Source organism: Wolbachia endosymbiont (group A) of Bibio marci (assembly GCF_947251645.1).
Lineage (GTDB): Bacteria > Pseudomonadota > Alphaproteobacteria > Rickettsiales > Anaplasmataceae > Wolbachia.
In genome coordinates, this window is the sequence record NZ_OX366364.1 from 81861 (window position 1) to 100140 (window position 18280).

Sequence of the window (18280 nt, forward strand, 5' to 3'; positions counted from 1 at the left end):
AATTTAATGGACTGCCTGCAAAAGCAAATATTTGTATAAATTGCAAGCTTCGCAAGAAGGATTTATAACTTAAATTATATAAACAGACCTTACTTATTTTACTATCCCTGTTTACTTCCTGTAAAAAACATGTTACTAATGAATTGAATTTTGTAGTAGAATGGAGGAAGTTTTGGCAGTTCCAAAAAGAAAAAAGTCAAAGTCAAGGCGTAATATGCATCGTTCTCATCATGCTATTGAGCCTAAGAATGTTGTGGTATGTTCAGCAACTGGGGAATTCATGTTGCCTCACAATGTAGCAGTCGATGGCAGTTACAAAGGAAAACGAGTTTTCATTAAGCAACAGGCAGAATGACTATTATGGTATGTTATCTACGATCAATAATAATATAGTTATTGCACTTGACGCTATGGGGGGCGATTTTGCGCCTCTTTCCGTAATTCAGGGCGCTGGTTTTTTTTTGGATAATCTTGTTGACCCAGGCATTAAAGTTCTTTTTCATATTTATGGAGATAAGGAAAAAGTATCTCCTTTGCTTTTGAAATATAAAAAAGTAAGTAACAATTCTGAGTTTACTCATTGTTCTGACAATGTCCTTGCAAATGATAAGCCATCTTTTGCGCTGAGACATCGTAAAGACTCAAGTATGAAAGCTGCAATTGTTGCAGTGAAAGAAGGTAAAGCTTTCGGAGTGGTATCTTCAGGCAACACCGGGGCGTTGATGGCAATTTCCAGATTTATTTTAGGAACATTACCAAGTATTTATCGTCCTGCTATTGTCTCTATCTGTCCAACTAAGACAAAAAGCTTCGCTTTGCTTGACCTTGGTGCAAATGTTGATTGTAATGCTGACTCATTATTTCAATTTGCGTTAATGGGTAGTATATTTGCAAAAATAGCATTAAAAATTGACAATCCTGAAGTTGCTTTGCTAAATATCGGTACAGAAGAAGTTAAAGGTAATGACTCAGTGCGCGGCGCTTTTGAGTTGCTTAAAAACGCTCCAGGCATTAATTTCAAAGGGTATATAGAGGCAAGTGAATTTTTAGAGGGTAATATAGATGTGATTGTTGCTGATGGTTTTGTTGGCAATGTAATGCTCAAAACAGCTGAGGCAACCGCTAGTACCTTTATCAATCTAATAAAGCAGGAAGTATTCAACTCGTGGACAGCGAAAATGCTTGTTGGTATATTGTTAAAATCCAAACTGAATAAAGCATTAACGCGTTTTAATCCCAAAATTAGAAGTGGAGCTATGTTTTTAGGGCTGAATGGTATCATCATTAAAAGTCATGGAAATTCTGATGCTGTTTCTTTTGCCCATGCTATAAAATTTGCAGTAAATGCAATTAGTGAAAATTTAAATCAAAAGATAATTAACGGGGTAAGTCATATTGAATAAAAGTTTCATATTAAGCACTGGATCTTACCTACCAAGAAAAATGTTGAGTAACAACGAAATTGCATCGATAGTTGAGACAAGCGATGAATGGATAAGGCAGAGAACAGGAATAGCTCAAAGGCATATAGCAGATGAAGGAGAATTAACGTCAGATCTAGCTGTAAATGCAGCAAAAAGTGCTATAGAAAAAGCTAAAATTTCAGTGGATGAAATTGACTTGATTATAGTTGCAACAACAACGCCTGATAAAACTTTGCCTAGCTGTGCAACGATTGTACAAAGTAAGTTAAAATGTAAAAATGCATTTTCTTTTGATGTACAAGCAGCATGCTCTGGTTTTATATATGCAGTTACAGTTGCTGATTCGCTCATAAAATCTAACAATAGAATTAAATATGCGCTCGTTATTGGTGCTGAAATAATGTCTAGGATTGTTGACTGGGAAGATAGGTCAACTTGTGTACTCTTTGGTGATGGTGCTGGTGCAGTGATAATAAAATCGGAAATGGGTAGCAGCGGCATCATATCAACAAACTTACACTCTGATGGCAATGTGGACATATTATGTACGAACGGAGGGACATCCTCTATTGGTGATTCTGGAAAAATATGCATGAATGGAAGAGAAGTGTTTAAACATGCAGTGGATAAGTTAACAGCCTCAGTAGAGGAAACACTAAGATGCAATAATTTGAAAATCACTGATATTGACTGGTTAATTCCCCATCAAGCAAACATTCGTATTATTGAAGCAGTAGTAAAGAAATTAGATTTTCCTATAGAGAAAGTGATTAATACCGTTGATAAGCATGCAAACACCTCAGCAGCGTCAATTCCACTGGCCTTAGACTATGCAATACAAGAATCAAAAATAAAATCAGGAAATCTGGTACTGCTGATTTCAATAGGCGCAGGCCTGACCTGGGGTTCCGTGTTGCTGCACTATTAGACTTCCTGCATTACCTCCTGTCACCCAAGTAGCTATACTTGTAGAACATCACAGATTGCACCCATAGGGCACAGCCCTTACTATTACCCACAAATCTATAAATAATAAAGATGAAGGCTTTTATTTTATTAATTCGACTTTTTACTATAAAAAAAACTATAGTCTAAAAATGGAAATATATGGTAAAAAGAAATTTAAGCACCTCAACTGGTGAATGGGCAGAAAGTGAATTTGGAATTGTTAATTTTGGTGATAAAAGATTAAGTAAAAGGCTTTTAAAAATAGTTAATAGTTTTGCTGAATCGCCTGAACATTCAATAAATCAAGCTTGTGAAGATTGGCATCAAAGTAAAGCAGCTTATAGATTTTTCCAAAACGATGCTATTTCTGAAAGAAAGATATTAGACAGTCATATAATTAAAACTGTTGAAAGAGCTAAAGAATACTCAACTATCTTAGCTATCCAAGACACGAGTTATATTTCATATAAAAATCATAAAAAGACCGAAGGATTAGGGATTATAGCAGCAAGATTAAGATCTAAAACAACTGATTTTAAAACCCATGATGCATACAACGTTTGCAGTTACAACAGAAGATAGGATTATTGGATCAAAAAATTAGTACTAGACCTTCCTTAGCTGAAGACCTAAAGAAGTTGAAAAGAAGAAGCCATAATACTGCTCTTCCCATAGAAGAGAAAGAAAGCATACGGTATCACTTAAAGACTCTACTAAACATCCTGGATTAAAGGATGTTAAGGTAGTTACCGTTTGTGATAGAGAAGCAGATATTTATGATTTATTTGAAGTTGCTTCCACTAATCAATCTCTTTTTGTAGTAAGAGGAAATCAAAACAGAACAGTAAACAAGAAGTCGACTTATTCTGAAAAAGGTGGTAAAAGATTGTGGGATTTGATGAATCGCATGTCTTGTCAAGAAGAAATTCAAGTCTGCTCGCGATAATAAACCTCAAAGAACAGCAGTTTTAGAAGTAAAGTTTAGTAACTTTGTGATGAATGCATCAAAAAATAACGCTAGACGTAAAACCCAAAAACTTCCTAATTTAAATTTAAATGCTGTCTATGTTATAGAAAAATATCCCCCATTTGGCGAAGAGCCTATGAACTGGATTTTATTGACAAATATAAATATTAATAATTTTGAAGAAGCAGTAGAAAAAATACAATGGTATTGCTTAAGATGGAGAATAGAGGTTTTTCATAAAATTTTGAAATCCGGTCTTAAAGTTGAAGAATGTAGGCTCCAAACCGCAGATAGATTAATCCGCTTTCTTACAATTATGAGTATAATTGCATGGAGAATATTCTTTATCACATTGGTAGCTAGCAAACCTTTCTTGTACTGTCATACTGACTGATGATGAATGGAAGGTTTTGTATACCAAAATGCTTAAGACAAAAAACTATCCTGTGACCCCACCACCTATAAGAGAAATCGTGAGGTGGGTGGCCAAATTAGGAGGGTTTTTAGCCCGCAAAAATGACTTAGCTATAGCTCTGTGGAAGGGATGGAAACGTCTCTTTGATTTAGCAGAAGGATGAAGACTTGCTCATGAATTCTATACTTGTGGGTAATAGTAAGGGCACAGCCCAGTCGTCTAAGTGAGGAAAGTCACCTCTCCCCACCATAAGTGTTGAAAGTGGTGCTGAAAGGATGTAAAGAGCTATTATTACAAAAAAATGGAGGTAATAATGGATCAAATAGAAGGAATACTAAAATTAATTAAAGATGAGGACCTAGAAAGATTGGAGAGAGGTAGATAAGTAAACTATTGGGCAAAATTATATTTAAGGGTCTAATGAAGCTAATATTAATGGGGCAGAAAACAATGACCTTACCCAGAAAAAGTGGAGAGAAAGTTGGTACGTTTTTATAATAAAAAAATGTTTTTATAGAGAGGTACAATATGTCAAATGGAAGAGAATATACAGCAGAGTTGAAAGAAGAAGCTGTAAAACTTTTTAAAGAAAGAGGAGAAACAATTTCGAAAGTAGCAAAAGATCTAGGTATAAGCTCTAACGTATTAGGTAAGTGGATAAAAAAATATAACGAAAAGAAGTCAGTAGCAAATGCTTTTCCAGGTAGGGGTAATGTAGCTCCTTACGACAAAGAAAGATTTGATTTAAAGAAAGAGTTAGCAAGAGTAACAAGAGAGAGAGACATTTAAAAAAAAGCCCTGGGCAGTCAAAAAGAGTAAAATATTTTTTTATAAAAGAACATAGCAGCTGCTATAAAGTACGGGAATTATGTAGGATTTTGAATGTATCTGCTAGTGGCTACTATAAGTGGGCTGCGAGGGAAATAAGCAATAGAGAATTAGCAAATAAAAGCAGATATTCAAAAAAAGCTTCTAAATGTAGATATGGAGCTCGTAAAATTCATGCTGAATTAAAGGCTTTGGGTAAAAGTTGCAACTTGAAAACAGTGCAAAGTATTATGCAGAAAAATGGTATTCAGGCTATATTGAGAAGAAAATTTAAAATTAAGAAACAACAAACGGACAGTAGAGTCGTAATATTAGACCAAAACTTTATTGTCGATCAACCAAATAAAGTATGGGATTACTTATATAAAAACCAAAGAAGGATGGCTATATTTGGCAGCAGTAATCGACCTATACTCACATATGGTGATTGGCTGGTCAATGAGTAGTTCAATGAATAAATAATTGGTCATGGACTCTGTATTAATGGCCGTTAATAAACGTAAACCTGCCAAAAACCTACTGTTACATAGTGATCAAGGTTCACAATATACTTCACAAGGTTATCAATATCTCTTAGCCATAAAGAATATAGATGAGCCATAAAGGTTGTTGTTACGACAATTCTGTTGTAGAAAAGTTCTCTAAAAAGGGAGTTACCAATAGACACTTCTAAGCACTTTAAACAGCATATTAAAACTGCTATATTTGAATATATAGAAATTTTTTATAACAAACAACGTTACTATTAACTATTGCGTCCCTGAACATTTTGATTCATCATTCTTTTTATAAAAAAACATTCTCAACTTTCTCTCCACTTTTTCTGGGTAAGGTCAGAACGCCACTAACTTCCTCCATCCCAGGTTGATTTTAAATTGTCCGGAATGCTGTATTATTTAAAATCCTAACATTTAACTCTTTTTTTGATAAACTTGTTTATTTGCTGTTTATTAAAATTTTCACTTCAAAATTTAACCTCACCAAAAGTATAAGAAGCCTGTCCAATGAAAAATTTGCAGTCCTTAACCTTCTATAGCTAACCCAAGAAAGGTTTCCCTACGTCATACCGCCGCGGTATCTCAGCATAGATTCCGCTAGCAAGTAGCGGAATGACGAATTTGTTGTTTTTCAAATTATCGGTAAACCTAAGTCACTTTAGCTATAAAATTATAAGTTATTGATATTTTTGCTCTTTTTTATCCTTAATCCAGAATTCGGATTAGTAGGGTGTCATCCAATTCTCAGTGGTAAATTAAGAAGGGTCTGCAATAACGAATGTAGCTAGGGATATAGTTGTTCTATTTTCCAATCGCTTCCCTCAACAAGGGTGTATCTAAATCTAATATGCTTCCTATATTCACCTTCTTGCCAAAATTCAATTACTTTTGGGATTACGCAAAATCCCACCCAAAAGTCAGGACGAGAAACTTGTATATTGTAAAATTCTTTTTCCTTCAATTTTATAGCTTGCTCAAAATCTTGCCAATCTTTCAGAATGCTCGATTGTTTTGAGCACCATGCGCTAATTTGACTATCGCGCGCTCGAGAAGAGAAGTATTTGTCAGTTCTTTCATCGTTTAGAAGTTTAACCTCTCCTTCAATTCGTACTTGCCTAGCAAATTCTATCCAATGAAACACTAACGCAGCTTTGGGGTTCTCAGTCAATTCTTTCCCTTTTTTACTGTTTACGTTAGTGAAAAACACAAAACCTTCTTTGCTATATTCCTTTAGTAATACCACTCTTGCAGATGGAATGCAGTCTTTGCTACAAGTTGCTAGCGTCATTGCAGTTGGTTGTTTACACGGAGAATTAAGTACTGCTTTATACCACTTTGAAAACAAATCAAACGGATCTTTTTCAGGTGAAAATATCATGTCAAAAAATAAAATCTTAATTCTGGCACGCATTGCAAAAATAAGTGCTACGGCCATTTTGTCTTATAAGTGTTATGATATTGTTGCAGATCTTGCAAGGTTTTTGAACTTTACCATATACGTAAAAGTTATTTTGAAAGTATCCAGCAGATCCAGATGGCTGTGCATAATCTTTCAGTGTTGAACCGCCTGCAGCAATTGCATCACTCAGAGTATTTTTTACTTCAGTAGCAAGTTTTTCGCACTCTCTATAGGTCAAGTCTTTTGCTGACCTGAGTGGTGATATGCGGGCTCTAAACAAGCTCTCAGAAGCATATATGTTGCCTACGCCAACTATTAATTTATTGTCCATTAATGCTGATTTGATATTTGCTTTTTTGTTTTTCAGCAACTCCTGTAAATAGTCTCCACTGAATTCATCTGTGAGGGGCTCTATTCCGAAATCATCAAAAAAATTTACTTCTTGTTCTTTATTTAAGACAATGACTACTCCAAATCTTCTTGGATCATTAAAGATTATTGAAGTATTATCAGAAAATAAAAATACCACATGATCATGTTTATTCTTCACTTGATCGTGGTCAGCATATATAAGCTTTCCACTCATGCCAAGATGTATGATTACAGCCATACTACCATCTGTATTCCAGATCGTATACTTACCTCTACGCTTGATGTTGCGTATGACTTTGCCCTTTAGCATATCATCAATATTTTTTGTTATTGGGGCACGTAAATTCCAATTATTAACTATAACATTACTAATTTGCTTGTTTTTAATTTTATCAAGCAAGAAGTTAGAGATTACTTCCACTTCCGGTAGTTCTGGCATCTTGTCTACTCTGTTGCTGCTTTTTTCTTTTCAAAATATTTTGCTTTAAAGCTTTCGCTAATCTTTTTTTCTCCTCTTCTTTTTCCTTATTCTTTTTTATATTATTCATTATCATTATATATAAATCCTGCCGTTATAGCTCAGGTGGTAGAGTACGTCATTGGTAATGACGAGGTCCCAAGTTCGAGTCTTGGTAACGGCACACTGATTACACTTATAATATTGCATAACTTGTAAGCAAGGCTTAGAAGAAAGTTACAGAGGTAAGTTGTCATGCTTTTTCCATATCCTTTCTACTTTCTTGTTTTTGAGTAGCTCTAATGCTTTACAAAAGTGATGCCTTGTTTTACTTGGCACTATAATGTCATCAATGTATCCATATGATGCAGCAAAAAATGGATTAGCAAATTTTTCTTTATACTCTTTAATCAGTGTTTGCTGATCTTTTTCGTATCGAAATATAATCTCAACTGCACTTTCAGGGCCCATCACAGCTATTTCAGCAGTTGGCCAGGCATAATTTATATCACCTTTTAGATGTTTCGAGTTCATAACGATGTATGCACCACCATACGCTTTTCTGGTGATCAAACTAATTTTCGGCACGGTCGCTTCAGCGTAAGCGTAAAGCAGTTTCGCTCCGTGTTGTATTATATTATTGTATTCTTGATTTGTACCCGGCAGAAATCCTGGAACATCAATAAGTGTGATGATAGGAATGTTAAATGCGTCACAAAACCTTACAAACCTTGCAGCTTTTCTTGAAGAATCAATATCCAAACATCCTGCAAGGTGCATGGGTTGATTTGCAACAATACCGACAGTATTTCCTCCAATTCTACTAAAGCCAATTATGATATTATGAGCAAAATCAGGTTTTAGTTCAAAAAATTTCCTTCCATCACACACTTTTTCGATAAGTTCGTACATATCGTAAGAAGTATTGGGATTGATTGGAATTAGAGTGTTTAAGGATTCATCAATCTCATTAACATCATTACAGGTTGGTACAGATTTCGGTAGTTCTTGATTATTTGCTGGTAAAAAGGTAAGGAATTCACGCATTTTGAGTAGCATCTCAACATCATTATTGAATGCAAAATCTGCCACTCCTGTTTTGCTTGTATGAATTTTTGCTCCACCGAGGTCTTCGAAGCTTACATCTTCATAGGTAACCTTTTTTACTACATCTGGTCCGGTTATAAACATGTATGAACTATTCTTTACCATGAAAGTAAAGTCAGTTAATGCTGGAGAATAAACTGCACCTCCTGCACATGGGCCCATAATTAAAGAAATTTGTGGTATAACACCTGATGCATTTACGTTCCTTTGAAAGATTTCTCCATAACCAGCAAGAGAATTTACTCCCTCCTGAATTCTGGCTCCACCAGAGTCATTTAGTCCGATAATTGGAACCCTGGCATTAATTGCCATATCCATAATTTTGCATATTTTTTTTGCATGTGACGCACCAAGTGACCCACCAAAGACAGTAAAATCTTGCGAGTAAACGAAAACTTTTCTGCCATAAATAGTACCATGACCAATCACTACTCCATCACCTAAAAAATTAGCATTTTGCATGCCAAAATCAGCTGCGTGATGCTTCACGAATTTATCGTATTCTTCGAACGAATTTTCATCAAGCAATATACTGAGTCTTTCTCTAGCAGTTAATTTCCCTTTTTCATGTTGTTTGGTAATCCTGTCAGAACCGCCTCCTTTTTCAGCTTCTAGTGCTTTGGTTTTTAGATTTTCTAGTATTTTAAAGTCTTGCATACAATAAAGTAGTTTTCAAATTAGTTGTAGACTTTATTAAGTTTACAAACCCTATTAACTATACACATACACTATTGCTATATGCAATAGTGTATGTGTATCGTAATCATTAAAACTTTTTCAACCTAGACTTTGGCCACTACTCTGTAAACTTTCGACATTACTCTGAAGCTGCTGGACATTAGCATCGTCTATAGAAGAAAGAGGAGATTTATTTTGCACAAAACTTTTAGCAGCTTCAACAACCTTGCTTATACGTGGTTCTTTTTCTAGCTCTTTTAGGTACTTTGAGAAGATTTTACAACTTCTATCATCCATATTACTATTATTTTGCCAAAGCTTGAGGCATTTTCTGGTTTGTCAGCCTTTTCAGAAGATAGAGTCATTACAATCTTTTCACTGTTGCTTATTGGAAAAGTCATCTGGAATCTGCCCTTTATATCATGATATTTTCCATCTTGTATTCGTATTACATCATCTCCTTCCCCGATCTTTAATGCTCCATCTAAATTTTGAAATTCTGGATTACTCAGGAATTTTGCAGGAATCACAATGCTTGCTTCTGGACACTGTATACAATAAAATTTATTATCTCTTTCTACTATAACATCTTTTATCACATTTTCTTCTCCATCTTTTTCAATGCCCTCACATACAATTTGTTTTAGATTTGATAAATAGCTGGTATGTTTTTCCAGTAGACTTGTTGGCAATAACTTCAAAGCTTCTTCACTCATATAAGTGCCTGTTGAAACTAGATCGGACATTTTTGATGAAAGAAGATCTAGTTGATATCTTTCATAAGTGGACAACTCTTGTGTTTTTAGGATATATAAGTTGCGCACCAAAAAATCTATTAATGATGTATTCTCAGAGAACGCATAACATGGCATGCCAAACATTATCTTTTTGTCTTTTCCAAGTGCTATGAGCTCTAGCGATTCCTTTATCATTCCCTCTGCAACTGTCTCATCGCTATACAAGTGTAAGGTGCTAGCTTGACGTCTTGTGCTCAATAATGTACTCAAGGTATTTTCACGTATACATTCATCAACTTGTTTATACATTGTTATGTCTGATTGAGATGCGTTCGTCGCTTCTAACGCTTTAGGCTCACCTTCACCATCTTCTATTATAAAAGCTTTATTTAGTATATTGTGATCAAGTGTATCTTCATCCTCAGGCTTATCCATATCCTTTATATATTCTGGTTTGTATGATACATTGAGTGTATCTTCAGACTCATCTACATCTTCATCATCCATGATCTTATCTTCAAAACCCTTGTAACTACCTGGAGAACCACAATACCCCTCATCTATCGAATCTGGATTATGCTTTTGTATACCTTGACCTACCATATATCCCCCTACTTGACATAATAAAACAAGAAATTCTAGTTATAGTATGCTCGCGTGATCTATAAAGTCAATAGTTAAATTGCAAGATTTCGGTTATAATTTACTGTGTATAGAAGGTGCTCTTAAATGATGCTAAAAATCGCTATAGTAGGCCTACCAAATGCTGGTAAATCAACTCTTTTTAATAGATTGGTGGGAAGAAAAGCAGCGGTAGTCAGCAATATTCCAGGGGTTACACGAGATAGAAGAGAAGGAATAGGCAGAATTAGCGATTTAGAGTTTAAAGTTATAGATACAGGAGGATGGAACGACCAAACTAGTTTTTCACTGCAAGTTATTGAGCAAATAGAATTTTCTTTATTGAGTGCAGATGTCATTTTCTTTCTTGTTGACGCAAAAGTGCAAAATGAGCAAAACAAAGAACTTGCAAAGTGGCTGAAGAGAAAAATGAATAAATCTGTAATCCTCATAGCAAATAAATGCGAGAGTCATAAGTCTGAAAATGTTGATTATTTGCAGTTTTTTGATTTTATAGGCCCGGTATACATCTCTGCCGAACATAATCTTGGTATGGTTGATCTTTATGATGCACTAGCTGGTGTTATTGAAGATTTAAATGAGGACACTGAACTACTTGAAAATGAATCCAGCAGACTTAGAATTGCAATCATCGGTCGTCCAAATGTCGGAAAATCAACTTTTTTAAACAGCTTGCTTACAGAAAACAGAGTAATAGTGAATTCAGAGCCAGGCACAACACGTGATTCTTTAGATATTGTATACGATCATAATGGAAAGCTAATTACTCTCATCGATACCGCAGGAATCCGCAGAAAGGCTAATGTTACAGATAAATTAGAATCAAGATTTGTTGAGAAAAGCTTAGAATCAATAAAGCGCTCTCATGTGGTAGTTTTAATGCTAGACTCCCTACTTGGTATTGAGCAGCAGGATTTATCAATTGGTGAAGCTGCAATCAAAGGAGGAAAGGGGATTATCGTTGTTTTAAATAAGTGGGATTTAATAAATAAAGATGACAGAAGTAAATTAATAAAATTTGTCAAACAACAGGAAGTGACTCGGTTATTCTTGGGAGTGCCAACTATAACAATTTCTGCGTTAAAAGGTATGCGCTGCGGTGATGTGGTAGATAAGTGTCTTGAAGTGAGTGAATCTTTGAACAAGAAAGTCAGCACTGCAAAACTGAATAAGTGGCTAATTGAAGCTTTAGATAGGCACTCTCACCCGCTTGTAAAAGGCAAAGCAGTTAAAATGAAGTATATCGCTCAAATTGGTACTAAACCTCCAGCTTTTTCTTTGATATGTAACATACCTGAAAGTGTTGATGAAAGTTACAAACGCTATTTAATTAATGATCTTAGAAAAAATTTCTTTGCTGAAGGCGTGCCAGTCAGATTATTTTTGAAAAAAAATAAAAATCCCTATGCAAAATGAATACTCTGCTTTATACTTTCAGGGATAATTTACTTAAAGTTATGTGTAATAACTCCAGAATTCCTACAGTCTTTCTGCTATCAAGTGCTTTTGCTCTAATTTTTGCATATGTGCTAGAATATTTTTTCAACATGCTGCCATGCAAGTTATGTACATACGAGCGAATAGTTTACTATATCGCCGGATTACTTGCAGTAGCGTGCATGCTTAAAAACAACAAAATTCTAATCTATGCAATGTTTTGCAGTTATCTCGTAGGTGCAATAATATCTTTTTACCATGTAGGCCTTGAACTTCATTGGTTTCATGACATTTTAGGATGCACAGAGCAAGTAAGTAGTAACGCTAGTGTAGAAGAGTTAAGAAATAATCTGTTAAACCCTAATTATTCTCCATCTTGTGACAGACCTCATTACGTTCTAGGTATTTCCCTAGCAACATGGAATCTAATTTATCTCATAGTAGCTCTGTTCGTATCAGGTAAAGTGTATTGTGGAGAAAGAAAGAAATCTAAATAATTTAAGGTACAGCAACAATCGGTTCTTGCAACAAGCAATTAGAGTAAATCATGCTGGAGAATATGGAGCTATTTGCATTTATTCTGGTCAAAAATTTATTCTTAAAAAATCTTCTATAATCAATGAAATAATTGAAATGGAAGAGCAGGAAAAAAAGCATTTTCATTATTTTAATGAGAAAATCAAGGAGCAAAAAGTTCGTCCTACTGTTTTGTTGCCAGTTTGGCGTGTGTTAGGAATGTCGCTTGGCGTTGCAACTGCCATTATGGGCAAAAAAGCTGCTATGGCTTGCACTGCTGCAGTTGAAGAAGTTATAGGGGAGCACTACAGAGAGCAAGTTTCACATTTAGAAGATGGAGAATTAAAAGAAACTATAAGTAAATTTCGTGACGAGGAGTTAGAGCACAGAGATATTGCAATTCAGCACAATGCTGAAAGCGCATTTGGCTACAACATTTTATCTTCATTCATAAAAACAGGCTGCAAAGCTGCTATTTACTTGTCCAAGTTAATTTAACTAAGCAGCTTTCTTAAAGTGTTTTTAATGTTCTGATGACAACAGAAACCAGGAAGAAATTCAAGTGTAACAGTTACTTTATAACTATATTTACATATCACTATTATTAATAAATAATTAGTATTTGTAAATTAACTACATCCAGAGTATAGATTACTAAAGAGGGATAAAAGTGCGTTTTAATTTAGAACCAGGAGATACTGCTTGTGATGGTAGAAGTAAGCTCGTAGCTGTCAAAATAAATAACGAAGAAAGAATTAACTTACCTTTCACATCTTACATTTTCGATAAGGATCATTTTGTCATATCTAACTTTAGACACAATCCGATGAACGGCGTACTAACCAATTTATCTCAAGGACTACAATTAAAGCTAGAAAAAGCAGGAGATGATTATTGACCTTACCCAGATGGTATGATACTTAGTCAATTAAATAAGCAGATGATCTTAGCTACAAAAATATTTTTTACCTCATTTGTTTTTGGATTTATTCTTTTTCCCTATTTTATAAAGCTTCTAAAAAAAATAAGTAAAGATGGGCAACCAATTAGATCATGTGGACCAGAAAGTCATTTAATAACAAAAAAGAATGTACCACCTATGGGCGGAATAATAATACTGATTTCTTCTTTATTACCAATTTTACTCTGGGCTCAGTTAACACCAGAAATCTTGCTGCTGATATTGACAACTCTATTTTTTGCTCTACTTGGATTTATTGATGATTATTTAAAATTGAAGACAAATCACTATCGAGGTTTAAGTGCAAAAACCAAAATACTTATTCAGTTTATTGTTGCTCTGGTTGGTGTGTTTATATTTAAGCTATACTCTGCTGAAGGTTTTACAAAAACGTCCCTATTTAAAGGAGTAATAATTGATTTTGGCTATCTATATGTCCCATTCGCTGCGTTTGTAATTGTCGGCTCTTCTAATGCTGTGAATCTCACAGATGGTTTGGATGGCCTTGCTGCAACTCAAGTCATCACTTCCTTTGCTTTTTTGGGGCTAATTGCATACATAACTCAAGCAGATATGAATATTACTTTATTCTGCATTGCATTTATAGGAGCTATTCTAAGTTTTTTGTGGTTTAACACACATCCAGCAAAAATATTTATGGGTGATGTTGGTAGCTTGTCGGTAGGCGCAGCTTTAGGGTTAACTAGTGTCCTAATTAAAAGAGAAATGCTTTTTGCCGTTATTGGAATAATCTTTGTAATAGAGACTCTATCTGTAATTATTCAGATATCATATTTTAAATATACAAAGTTTAAATATGGAGAAGGAAAAAGAGTTTTTCTTATGGCACCAATACATCATCACTTTGAGAAGAAGGGATGGTCAGAAAATGTAATCGTTATGAAATTTTGGATAATTTCTATTATCTGTTCAGTTTTTACTATAACTTTCTTATTATAAAAACCTATGAAATACCCAGACTTTACATTAGAAAATAAATTATCAGGAGTGATAGCAGGAGTGGATGAAGTTGGAAGAGGTCCACTTGCTGGTCCAGTAATGTCTGCAGCTGTAGTGTTTATCGATAGAAATATAATTATTGATGGTATTAATGATTCAAAAAAATTGACTCCTCAATGTAGGCAAGTCCTATATGAAAAAATAACATCCGTTGCAAAATTTGGTATAGGAATGGCAAGCGTAGAAGAAATAAATTCATACAATATCTTGCAAGCAACAAAACTTTCAATGAAACGTGCGTTAATAGACTTGGACCTAGAATTAGATTATGTGCTAGTTGATGGTAATCAACCACCTGAAGTGAAATGGCAAGTGAAATCCATAGTAAATGGTGATAATTTGAGTACATCAATTGCAGCAGCTTCAATCGTTGCAAAAGTTACGAGAGATCGGCTTATGCAAGAATTGCACAATAAGCATCCTGAATATAATTGGTATAAAAATAAAGGATATGGGACAAAAGAGCACCTTAACGCTATTGGCCTTTATGGAATTACAGAACACCATAGAAAAAATTTTGCACCCATATCTCGGGCATTATAGCCTTTAATCACTCACCCTTTTTTGAAAGGCGCATTTTCATTAAATAGGCAAACTGTACTTGATCCATTCCTTAAGGTAAACACTGAACTCACCCTTTCGATTATCAGGTAGTCGTCAACTGTACGGAAGTTTACTAAAGACTCATACCCTGCAGAATCAACCATAAAAACTGCCGGGAAATCAGAGTTTATTTTATTGAATTGCAGATATGTAAATTTTCCATCATCAAAAACCTTAATTGGTATTATTGACTGACTGCCTTTAACGTGCGAGATGGAATAATTAAAATTTAATCCCTTCTTTACAACTTCAATGTCGTTTATATCAGGAATAATGTTATGACTAGCTTGTTCGAAGATATCACCGTTATTTGTTGTGTAAATCTCATCACTGCTAAATAGTGGATAAAGAAACCTTACTTCATATGCTAATCTTGGATCATCTAGTCCAGTTGCTTCTTCAGCATGAAGCTCAAAGTAATAAACTCTTTTATTGGTAATTATAGTTGCGTTAGTATCGGCAATATCATCTATAGGCTTAATAAACAATCTGTTACCTTGAGGAAGGAGTTGCCAACCAGTTGAATCACCCATTGAAAGGTTTTGTATTACCTCCCCTGGTTCAAACAATATGCTGGATTGATAACCATAAAAACCCGTATACTTATGTATAGCCTGTGGGTTATAATTTATCACCTTTATGTGATCATCTCCAGCTATTGAACGTGGCTCCTGTTTTGCAAGTGCATCACTACCACAGAGGAACAACAGTACGGCAAACAGTAAACCAATCATAATATCAAAATAAATTAATCTTCATTTTATCATTGATAGACATGCACTGCAACTGTTAAGCTATACTATAAACCCCAATTATAGGTTAGCAAGCGGTAGAAAAGGCAAGAAATAAGGCGAACTCCTTAAATACTTTAGAACTACAGGAGGCTTCACCTAAACGGATATACTTGGAATCCTGCCATTTTCACTTCGTAAACATACCAATAATTTTGTCCATTATTCCACCCATATTTGCTTCAGCTTGAGTATGCTCTATTTTACCACCATTCAAAATTAGTTTAGCATCTGACCCAGGTGATATATTAACAAATTTACTACCAACAACTCCACTGCTAGTGATCAGAGCTGAACTATCAATTGGCAATTTTATGTCTCTGCTTATACACATATCGATTCGTGCTACGTAGGTAGCTTTATCAAGTGATACATCAGTTATGCTTCCAACGTCCACACCAGAGATCTTGACACTATCACCAACTCCTATACCGTTAGCGTTAGCAAAAAGACCATATATTTTATTGCAATCCTTATAGTTTTTCTTTATGTAAGATAGCTTATCAATAGCAAAGAAAATCAGAAAAATAGTAAAAATTAATACAAATAATCCAGCGGTTATTTCAAGTATATTTGACCTTCGCATCTTTAGTTATCAGGACTCCAGCTTTTATAGTAATTTTTCACTTTTTGGTTTGGATAGTATGCATCTTTTGTACCCGTTAAATTAGGAGTATGTTTTACTTTTCTTTTTTTATTATTAACTGGTACTACATTATCAGTATAGTGAAGCCATATATGCCATTCCGGAGGCACTGTTGTAGGCTCAGAGACACTGCTATATATAACCCACCTTTTCCCTTTACTTGATTCATAGTAAGAATTTCCATTTTCATCTCTTCCTACAAATTTATCTTCTCTTCGTAATAGGCGTTTTATTGCATTACAAACTTTAGATAACATAAGGGTATTAAAACAAAAAGTATTATATATACTAATACTTTAACGATATATTAACAACAATTTAATGCAATTACCAATTTTACAAGTTATTATACCAATAATTGCATCAATGTTTTGCTTTCTTACCAAGAAACACAAGGTATCTTGGTTTATTTCTTTTATTGCAACAACAATCACTCTTATCATTTCATCGATACTACTCATTAAAACATATAAAGGCGAGATTATAACTTATCACCTTGGAAATTGGGCTCCTCCGTACGGCATAGAGTTAAGAATCGACGTGTTAAACTCCTTGATTCTAACTTTGGTGAATTTTATAGCGCTGATTAGTGTGCTTTATAGCTTTTATATTAACGAAAAAGAAATTAGCAAAAACAAAATCACTGGTTTTTACTCTCTATTTCTACTGTGCTTAAGCGGACTGCTCGGGATTCTAGTAACAAATGACATATTCAATCTTTATGTTTTTTTGGAAATTTCATCTCTTTCTTCTTATGTATTAGTTTCAATGGGAAGGGATAAAAAAGCTCTAGTTGCAGCATTTGAATATCTAATTAGTGGAACAATAGGCGCAACATTTTATTTATTTGGCATCGGGCTTTTGTACTCCATGACAGGAACGCTCAATATGTCTGACATGGCTGAGAGAATAGTGCCATTATACGATAATAACATCATGAAACTTGGCACATTGTTCATTTTTGTTGGTCTCTCAATCAAAATGGCACTATTTCCATTAAGCAGGTGGCTGGTTAATGCATATAGTGAGGCACCAAGTTTCATTAGCATATTCTTTTCAGGCACAGTAACTAAAGTGATGATATATGTTTTCATCAGAATCTTTTATACCACTTTCCAACAAAATTTTTTCTTGTTTAAGCCGCTGTTGGACAATGTGATAATTATCCTCGCACTTTGCGCTATTGTATTTGGGTCGATATTTGCAATAACCGCAAAAGACATAAAAAGACTGTTTGCTCACTCTAGTATTAGCCAAATTGGTTATATAATTTTAGCACTGAGTTTTAACTCAAAAACAGGTGTATTTGCAGCAATTCTTCACATAGTAAACCACAGCATAATAAAAACATCTTTATTCATGGCTGCAGGATGTATTTCTTACAAATTTGATACAACAAAAATAGAGAATTTATCGGGACTCAAGAAATCAATGCCTTATACAGCACTTGCGTTCACTCTACTCAGTTTAGCATTAATCGGTGTGCCTTTAACAAATGGCTTTGTAAGCAAGTGGTATATAATGAAAGCAATTATCGAATCTCATGCGTGGATTTCCCTTGTAACATTTGCTGCTGGCTCTTTCCTTGCATTGATATATATGTGGAAGATGGTAGAGAAAATGTATTTTGAAGATGATGCAACGTCACGCACTGGAATGACACCGGACAAAATTAATGATGTGCCATTTCCTATGCTTTTCTGTCTATTATTTATGGCAGCTTTAACAGTAGTAACTGGAATATATAGCACTTCAATTCGGTTAGTAGTTGAGAAGTTGGTTTTTTGATTTTTATCTTTGTTTCATATTTTACTATACTTTAAGGTTATAAGGTC

The 18280-nt window shown here is 34.5% G+C and carries 18 protein-coding genes, 1 tRNA gene and 2 pseudogenes; 13 read left to right on the plus strand and 8 right to left on the minus strand.

The features are described 5' to 3' along the window. Positions 1 to 172 precede the first annotated feature (172 nt). The 5 genes and pseudogenes from rpmF (at position 173) to OPR48_RS07440 (ending at position 5374) form a co-directional block, all read left to right on the plus strand. Positions 173 to 355, plus strand: coding sequence for a 50S ribosomal protein L32 (gene rpmF / locus OPR48_RS00500; RefSeq protein WP_096617771.1), 183 nt, complete (start codon positions 173 to 175; stop codon positions 353 to 355). A gap of 10 nt (positions 356 to 365) precedes the next feature. Then, on the plus strand, positions 366 to 1403 hold the full coding sequence (plsX, locus tag OPR48_RS00505; RefSeq protein ID WP_265026667.1) for a phosphate acyltransferase PlsX: 1038 nt from the start codon (positions 366 to 368) through the stop codon (positions 1401 to 1403). Continuing rightward, positions 1396 to 2352 (plus strand): beta-ketoacyl-ACP synthase III, encoded by a 957-nt coding sequence (locus tag OPR48_RS00510; protein WP_265026122.1) that lies wholly within the window; start codon positions 1396 to 1398, stop codon positions 2350 to 2352. The genes plsX and OPR48_RS00510 overlap by 8 nt, the downstream gene beginning before the upstream one ends. A 179-nt stretch (positions 2353 to 2531) precedes the next feature. Further along, a pseudogene (locus OPR48_RS00515) lies at positions 2532 to 3917 on the plus strand (IS4 family transposase). A gap of 365 nt (positions 3918 to 4282) precedes the next feature. Continuing rightward, positions 4283 to 5374: pseudogene (locus OPR48_RS07440) on the plus strand (IS3 family transposase). Between the two features lie 489 nt (positions 5375 to 5863). Here OPR48_RS07440 and pdxH read toward each other — a convergent pair. From pdxH to OPR48_RS00545, 3 genes are read right to left on the minus strand one after another with little or no spacing between them, the layout of a single operon-like run. Beyond that, positions 5864 to 6457 carry a pyridoxamine 5'-phosphate oxidase gene (gene pdxH, locus OPR48_RS00535; RefSeq protein WP_265026668.1) on the minus strand — a complete coding sequence of 198 codons (594 nt, stop codon included), beginning with the start codon at positions 6455 to 6457 and terminating at the stop codon, positions 5864 to 5866. Positions 6458 to 6473: 16 nt separating this feature from the next. Beyond that, entirely contained in the window at positions 6474 to 7289 is an 816-nt protein-coding gene (gene mutM / locus OPR48_RS00540; RefSeq protein WP_265026126.1) for a bifunctional DNA-formamidopyrimidine glycosylase/DNA-(apurinic or apyrimidinic site) lyase, read from the minus strand. Beyond that, positions 7255 to 7398: a hypothetical protein gene (locus tag OPR48_RS00545; protein ID WP_265026127.1), complete on the minus strand. Its 144-nt coding sequence runs from the start codon at positions 7396 to 7398 to the stop codon at positions 7255 to 7257. The genes mutM and OPR48_RS00545 overlap by 35 nt, the downstream gene beginning before the upstream one ends. A 20-nt stretch (positions 7399 to 7418) precedes the next feature. On the opposite strand from OPR48_RS00545, the gene OPR48_RS00550 reads away from it, so the two are divergent. Then, positions 7419 to 7491 (plus strand) — tRNA-Thr (locus OPR48_RS00550). Between the two features lie 53 nt (positions 7492 to 7544). Here the strand turns inward: OPR48_RS00550 and OPR48_RS00555 are convergent. Then, complete coding sequence (locus OPR48_RS00555) at positions 7545 to 9071, minus strand: acyl-CoA carboxylase subunit beta (RefSeq protein WP_265026128.1); 1527 nt, start codon at positions 9069 to 9071, stop codon at positions 7545 to 7547. A gap of 278 nt (positions 9072 to 9349) precedes the next feature. Beyond that, positions 9350 to 10432 (minus strand): hypothetical protein, encoded by a 1083-nt coding sequence (locus tag OPR48_RS00560; protein WP_265026129.1) that lies wholly within the window; start codon positions 10430 to 10432, stop codon positions 9350 to 9352. A 129-nt stretch (positions 10433 to 10561) separates the two neighbouring features. Here OPR48_RS00560 and der point away from each other — a divergent pair, with 129 nt between their 5' ends. From der to OPR48_RS00590, 6 genes are all read left to right on the plus strand, one after another. Further along, entirely contained in the window at positions 10562 to 11887 is a 1326-nt protein-coding gene (gene der, locus OPR48_RS00565) for a ribosome biogenesis GTPase Der (protein ID WP_265026669.1), read from the plus strand. Then, positions 11884 to 12405 carry a disulfide bond formation protein B gene (locus OPR48_RS00570; protein ID WP_320109923.1) on the plus strand — a complete coding sequence of 174 codons (522 nt, stop codon included), beginning with the start codon at positions 11884 to 11886 and terminating at the stop codon, positions 12403 to 12405. The genes der and OPR48_RS00570 overlap by 4 nt, the downstream gene beginning before the upstream one ends. Next, positions 12380 to 12922 (plus strand): demethoxyubiquinone hydroxylase family protein, encoded by a 543-nt coding sequence (locus tag OPR48_RS00575; protein ID WP_265026130.1) that lies wholly within the window; start codon positions 12380 to 12382, stop codon positions 12920 to 12922. Before OPR48_RS00570 ends, OPR48_RS00575 begins: the two co-directional genes overlap by 26 nt. Positions 12923 to 13094: 172 nt before the next feature. Next, positions 13095 to 13322 carry a hypothetical protein gene (locus OPR48_RS00580; RefSeq protein ID WP_264705335.1) on the plus strand — a complete coding sequence of 76 codons (228 nt, stop codon included), beginning with the start codon at positions 13095 to 13097 and terminating at the stop codon, positions 13320 to 13322. A 42-nt stretch (positions 13323 to 13364) separates the two neighbouring features. Then, the gene (gene mraY / locus OPR48_RS00585) at positions 13365 to 14345 is read left to right on the plus strand and encodes a phospho-N-acetylmuramoyl-pentapeptide-transferase (protein ID WP_265026671.1); all 981 of its coding nucleotides are present in this window, start codon (positions 13365 to 13367) and stop codon (positions 14343 to 14345) included. A gap of 6 nt (positions 14346 to 14351) precedes the next feature. Further along, entirely contained in the window at positions 14352 to 14948 is a 597-nt protein-coding gene (locus OPR48_RS00590) for a ribonuclease HII (protein ID WP_265026131.1), read from the plus strand. 11 nt (positions 14949 to 14959) lie between these two features. Here the strand turns inward: OPR48_RS00590 and virB9 are convergent, their stop codons facing one another. The 3 genes from virB9 to OPR48_RS00605 form a co-directional block, all read right to left on the minus strand. Further along, the gene (gene virB9 / locus OPR48_RS00595) at positions 14960 to 15742 is read right to left on the minus strand and encodes a P-type conjugative transfer protein VirB9 (protein WP_265026132.1); all 783 of its coding nucleotides are present in this window, start codon (positions 15740 to 15742) and stop codon (positions 14960 to 14962) included. A 187-nt stretch (positions 15743 to 15929) separates the two neighbouring features. Beyond that, positions 15930 to 16385, minus strand: coding sequence for an outer membrane lipid asymmetry maintenance protein MlaD (gene mlaD / locus OPR48_RS00600; RefSeq protein WP_265026133.1), 456 nt, complete (start codon positions 16383 to 16385; stop codon positions 15930 to 15932). Positions 16386 to 16387: 2 nt separating this feature from the next. Next, positions 16388 to 16702, minus strand: a complete 315-nt coding sequence (locus OPR48_RS00605) for an NADH-ubiquinone oxidoreductase subunit NDUFA12 family protein (RefSeq protein WP_264705331.1) — start codon at positions 16700 to 16702, stop codon at positions 16388 to 16390. 64 nt (positions 16703 to 16766) lie between these two features. Here OPR48_RS00605 and OPR48_RS00610 point away from each other — a divergent pair, with 64 nt between their 5' ends. Then, positions 16767 to 18233 (plus strand): proton-conducting transporter transmembrane domain-containing protein, encoded by a 1467-nt coding sequence (locus OPR48_RS00610; RefSeq protein ID WP_265026135.1) that lies wholly within the window; start codon positions 16767 to 16769, stop codon positions 18231 to 18233. Positions 18234 to 18280 lie beyond the last annotated feature (47 nt).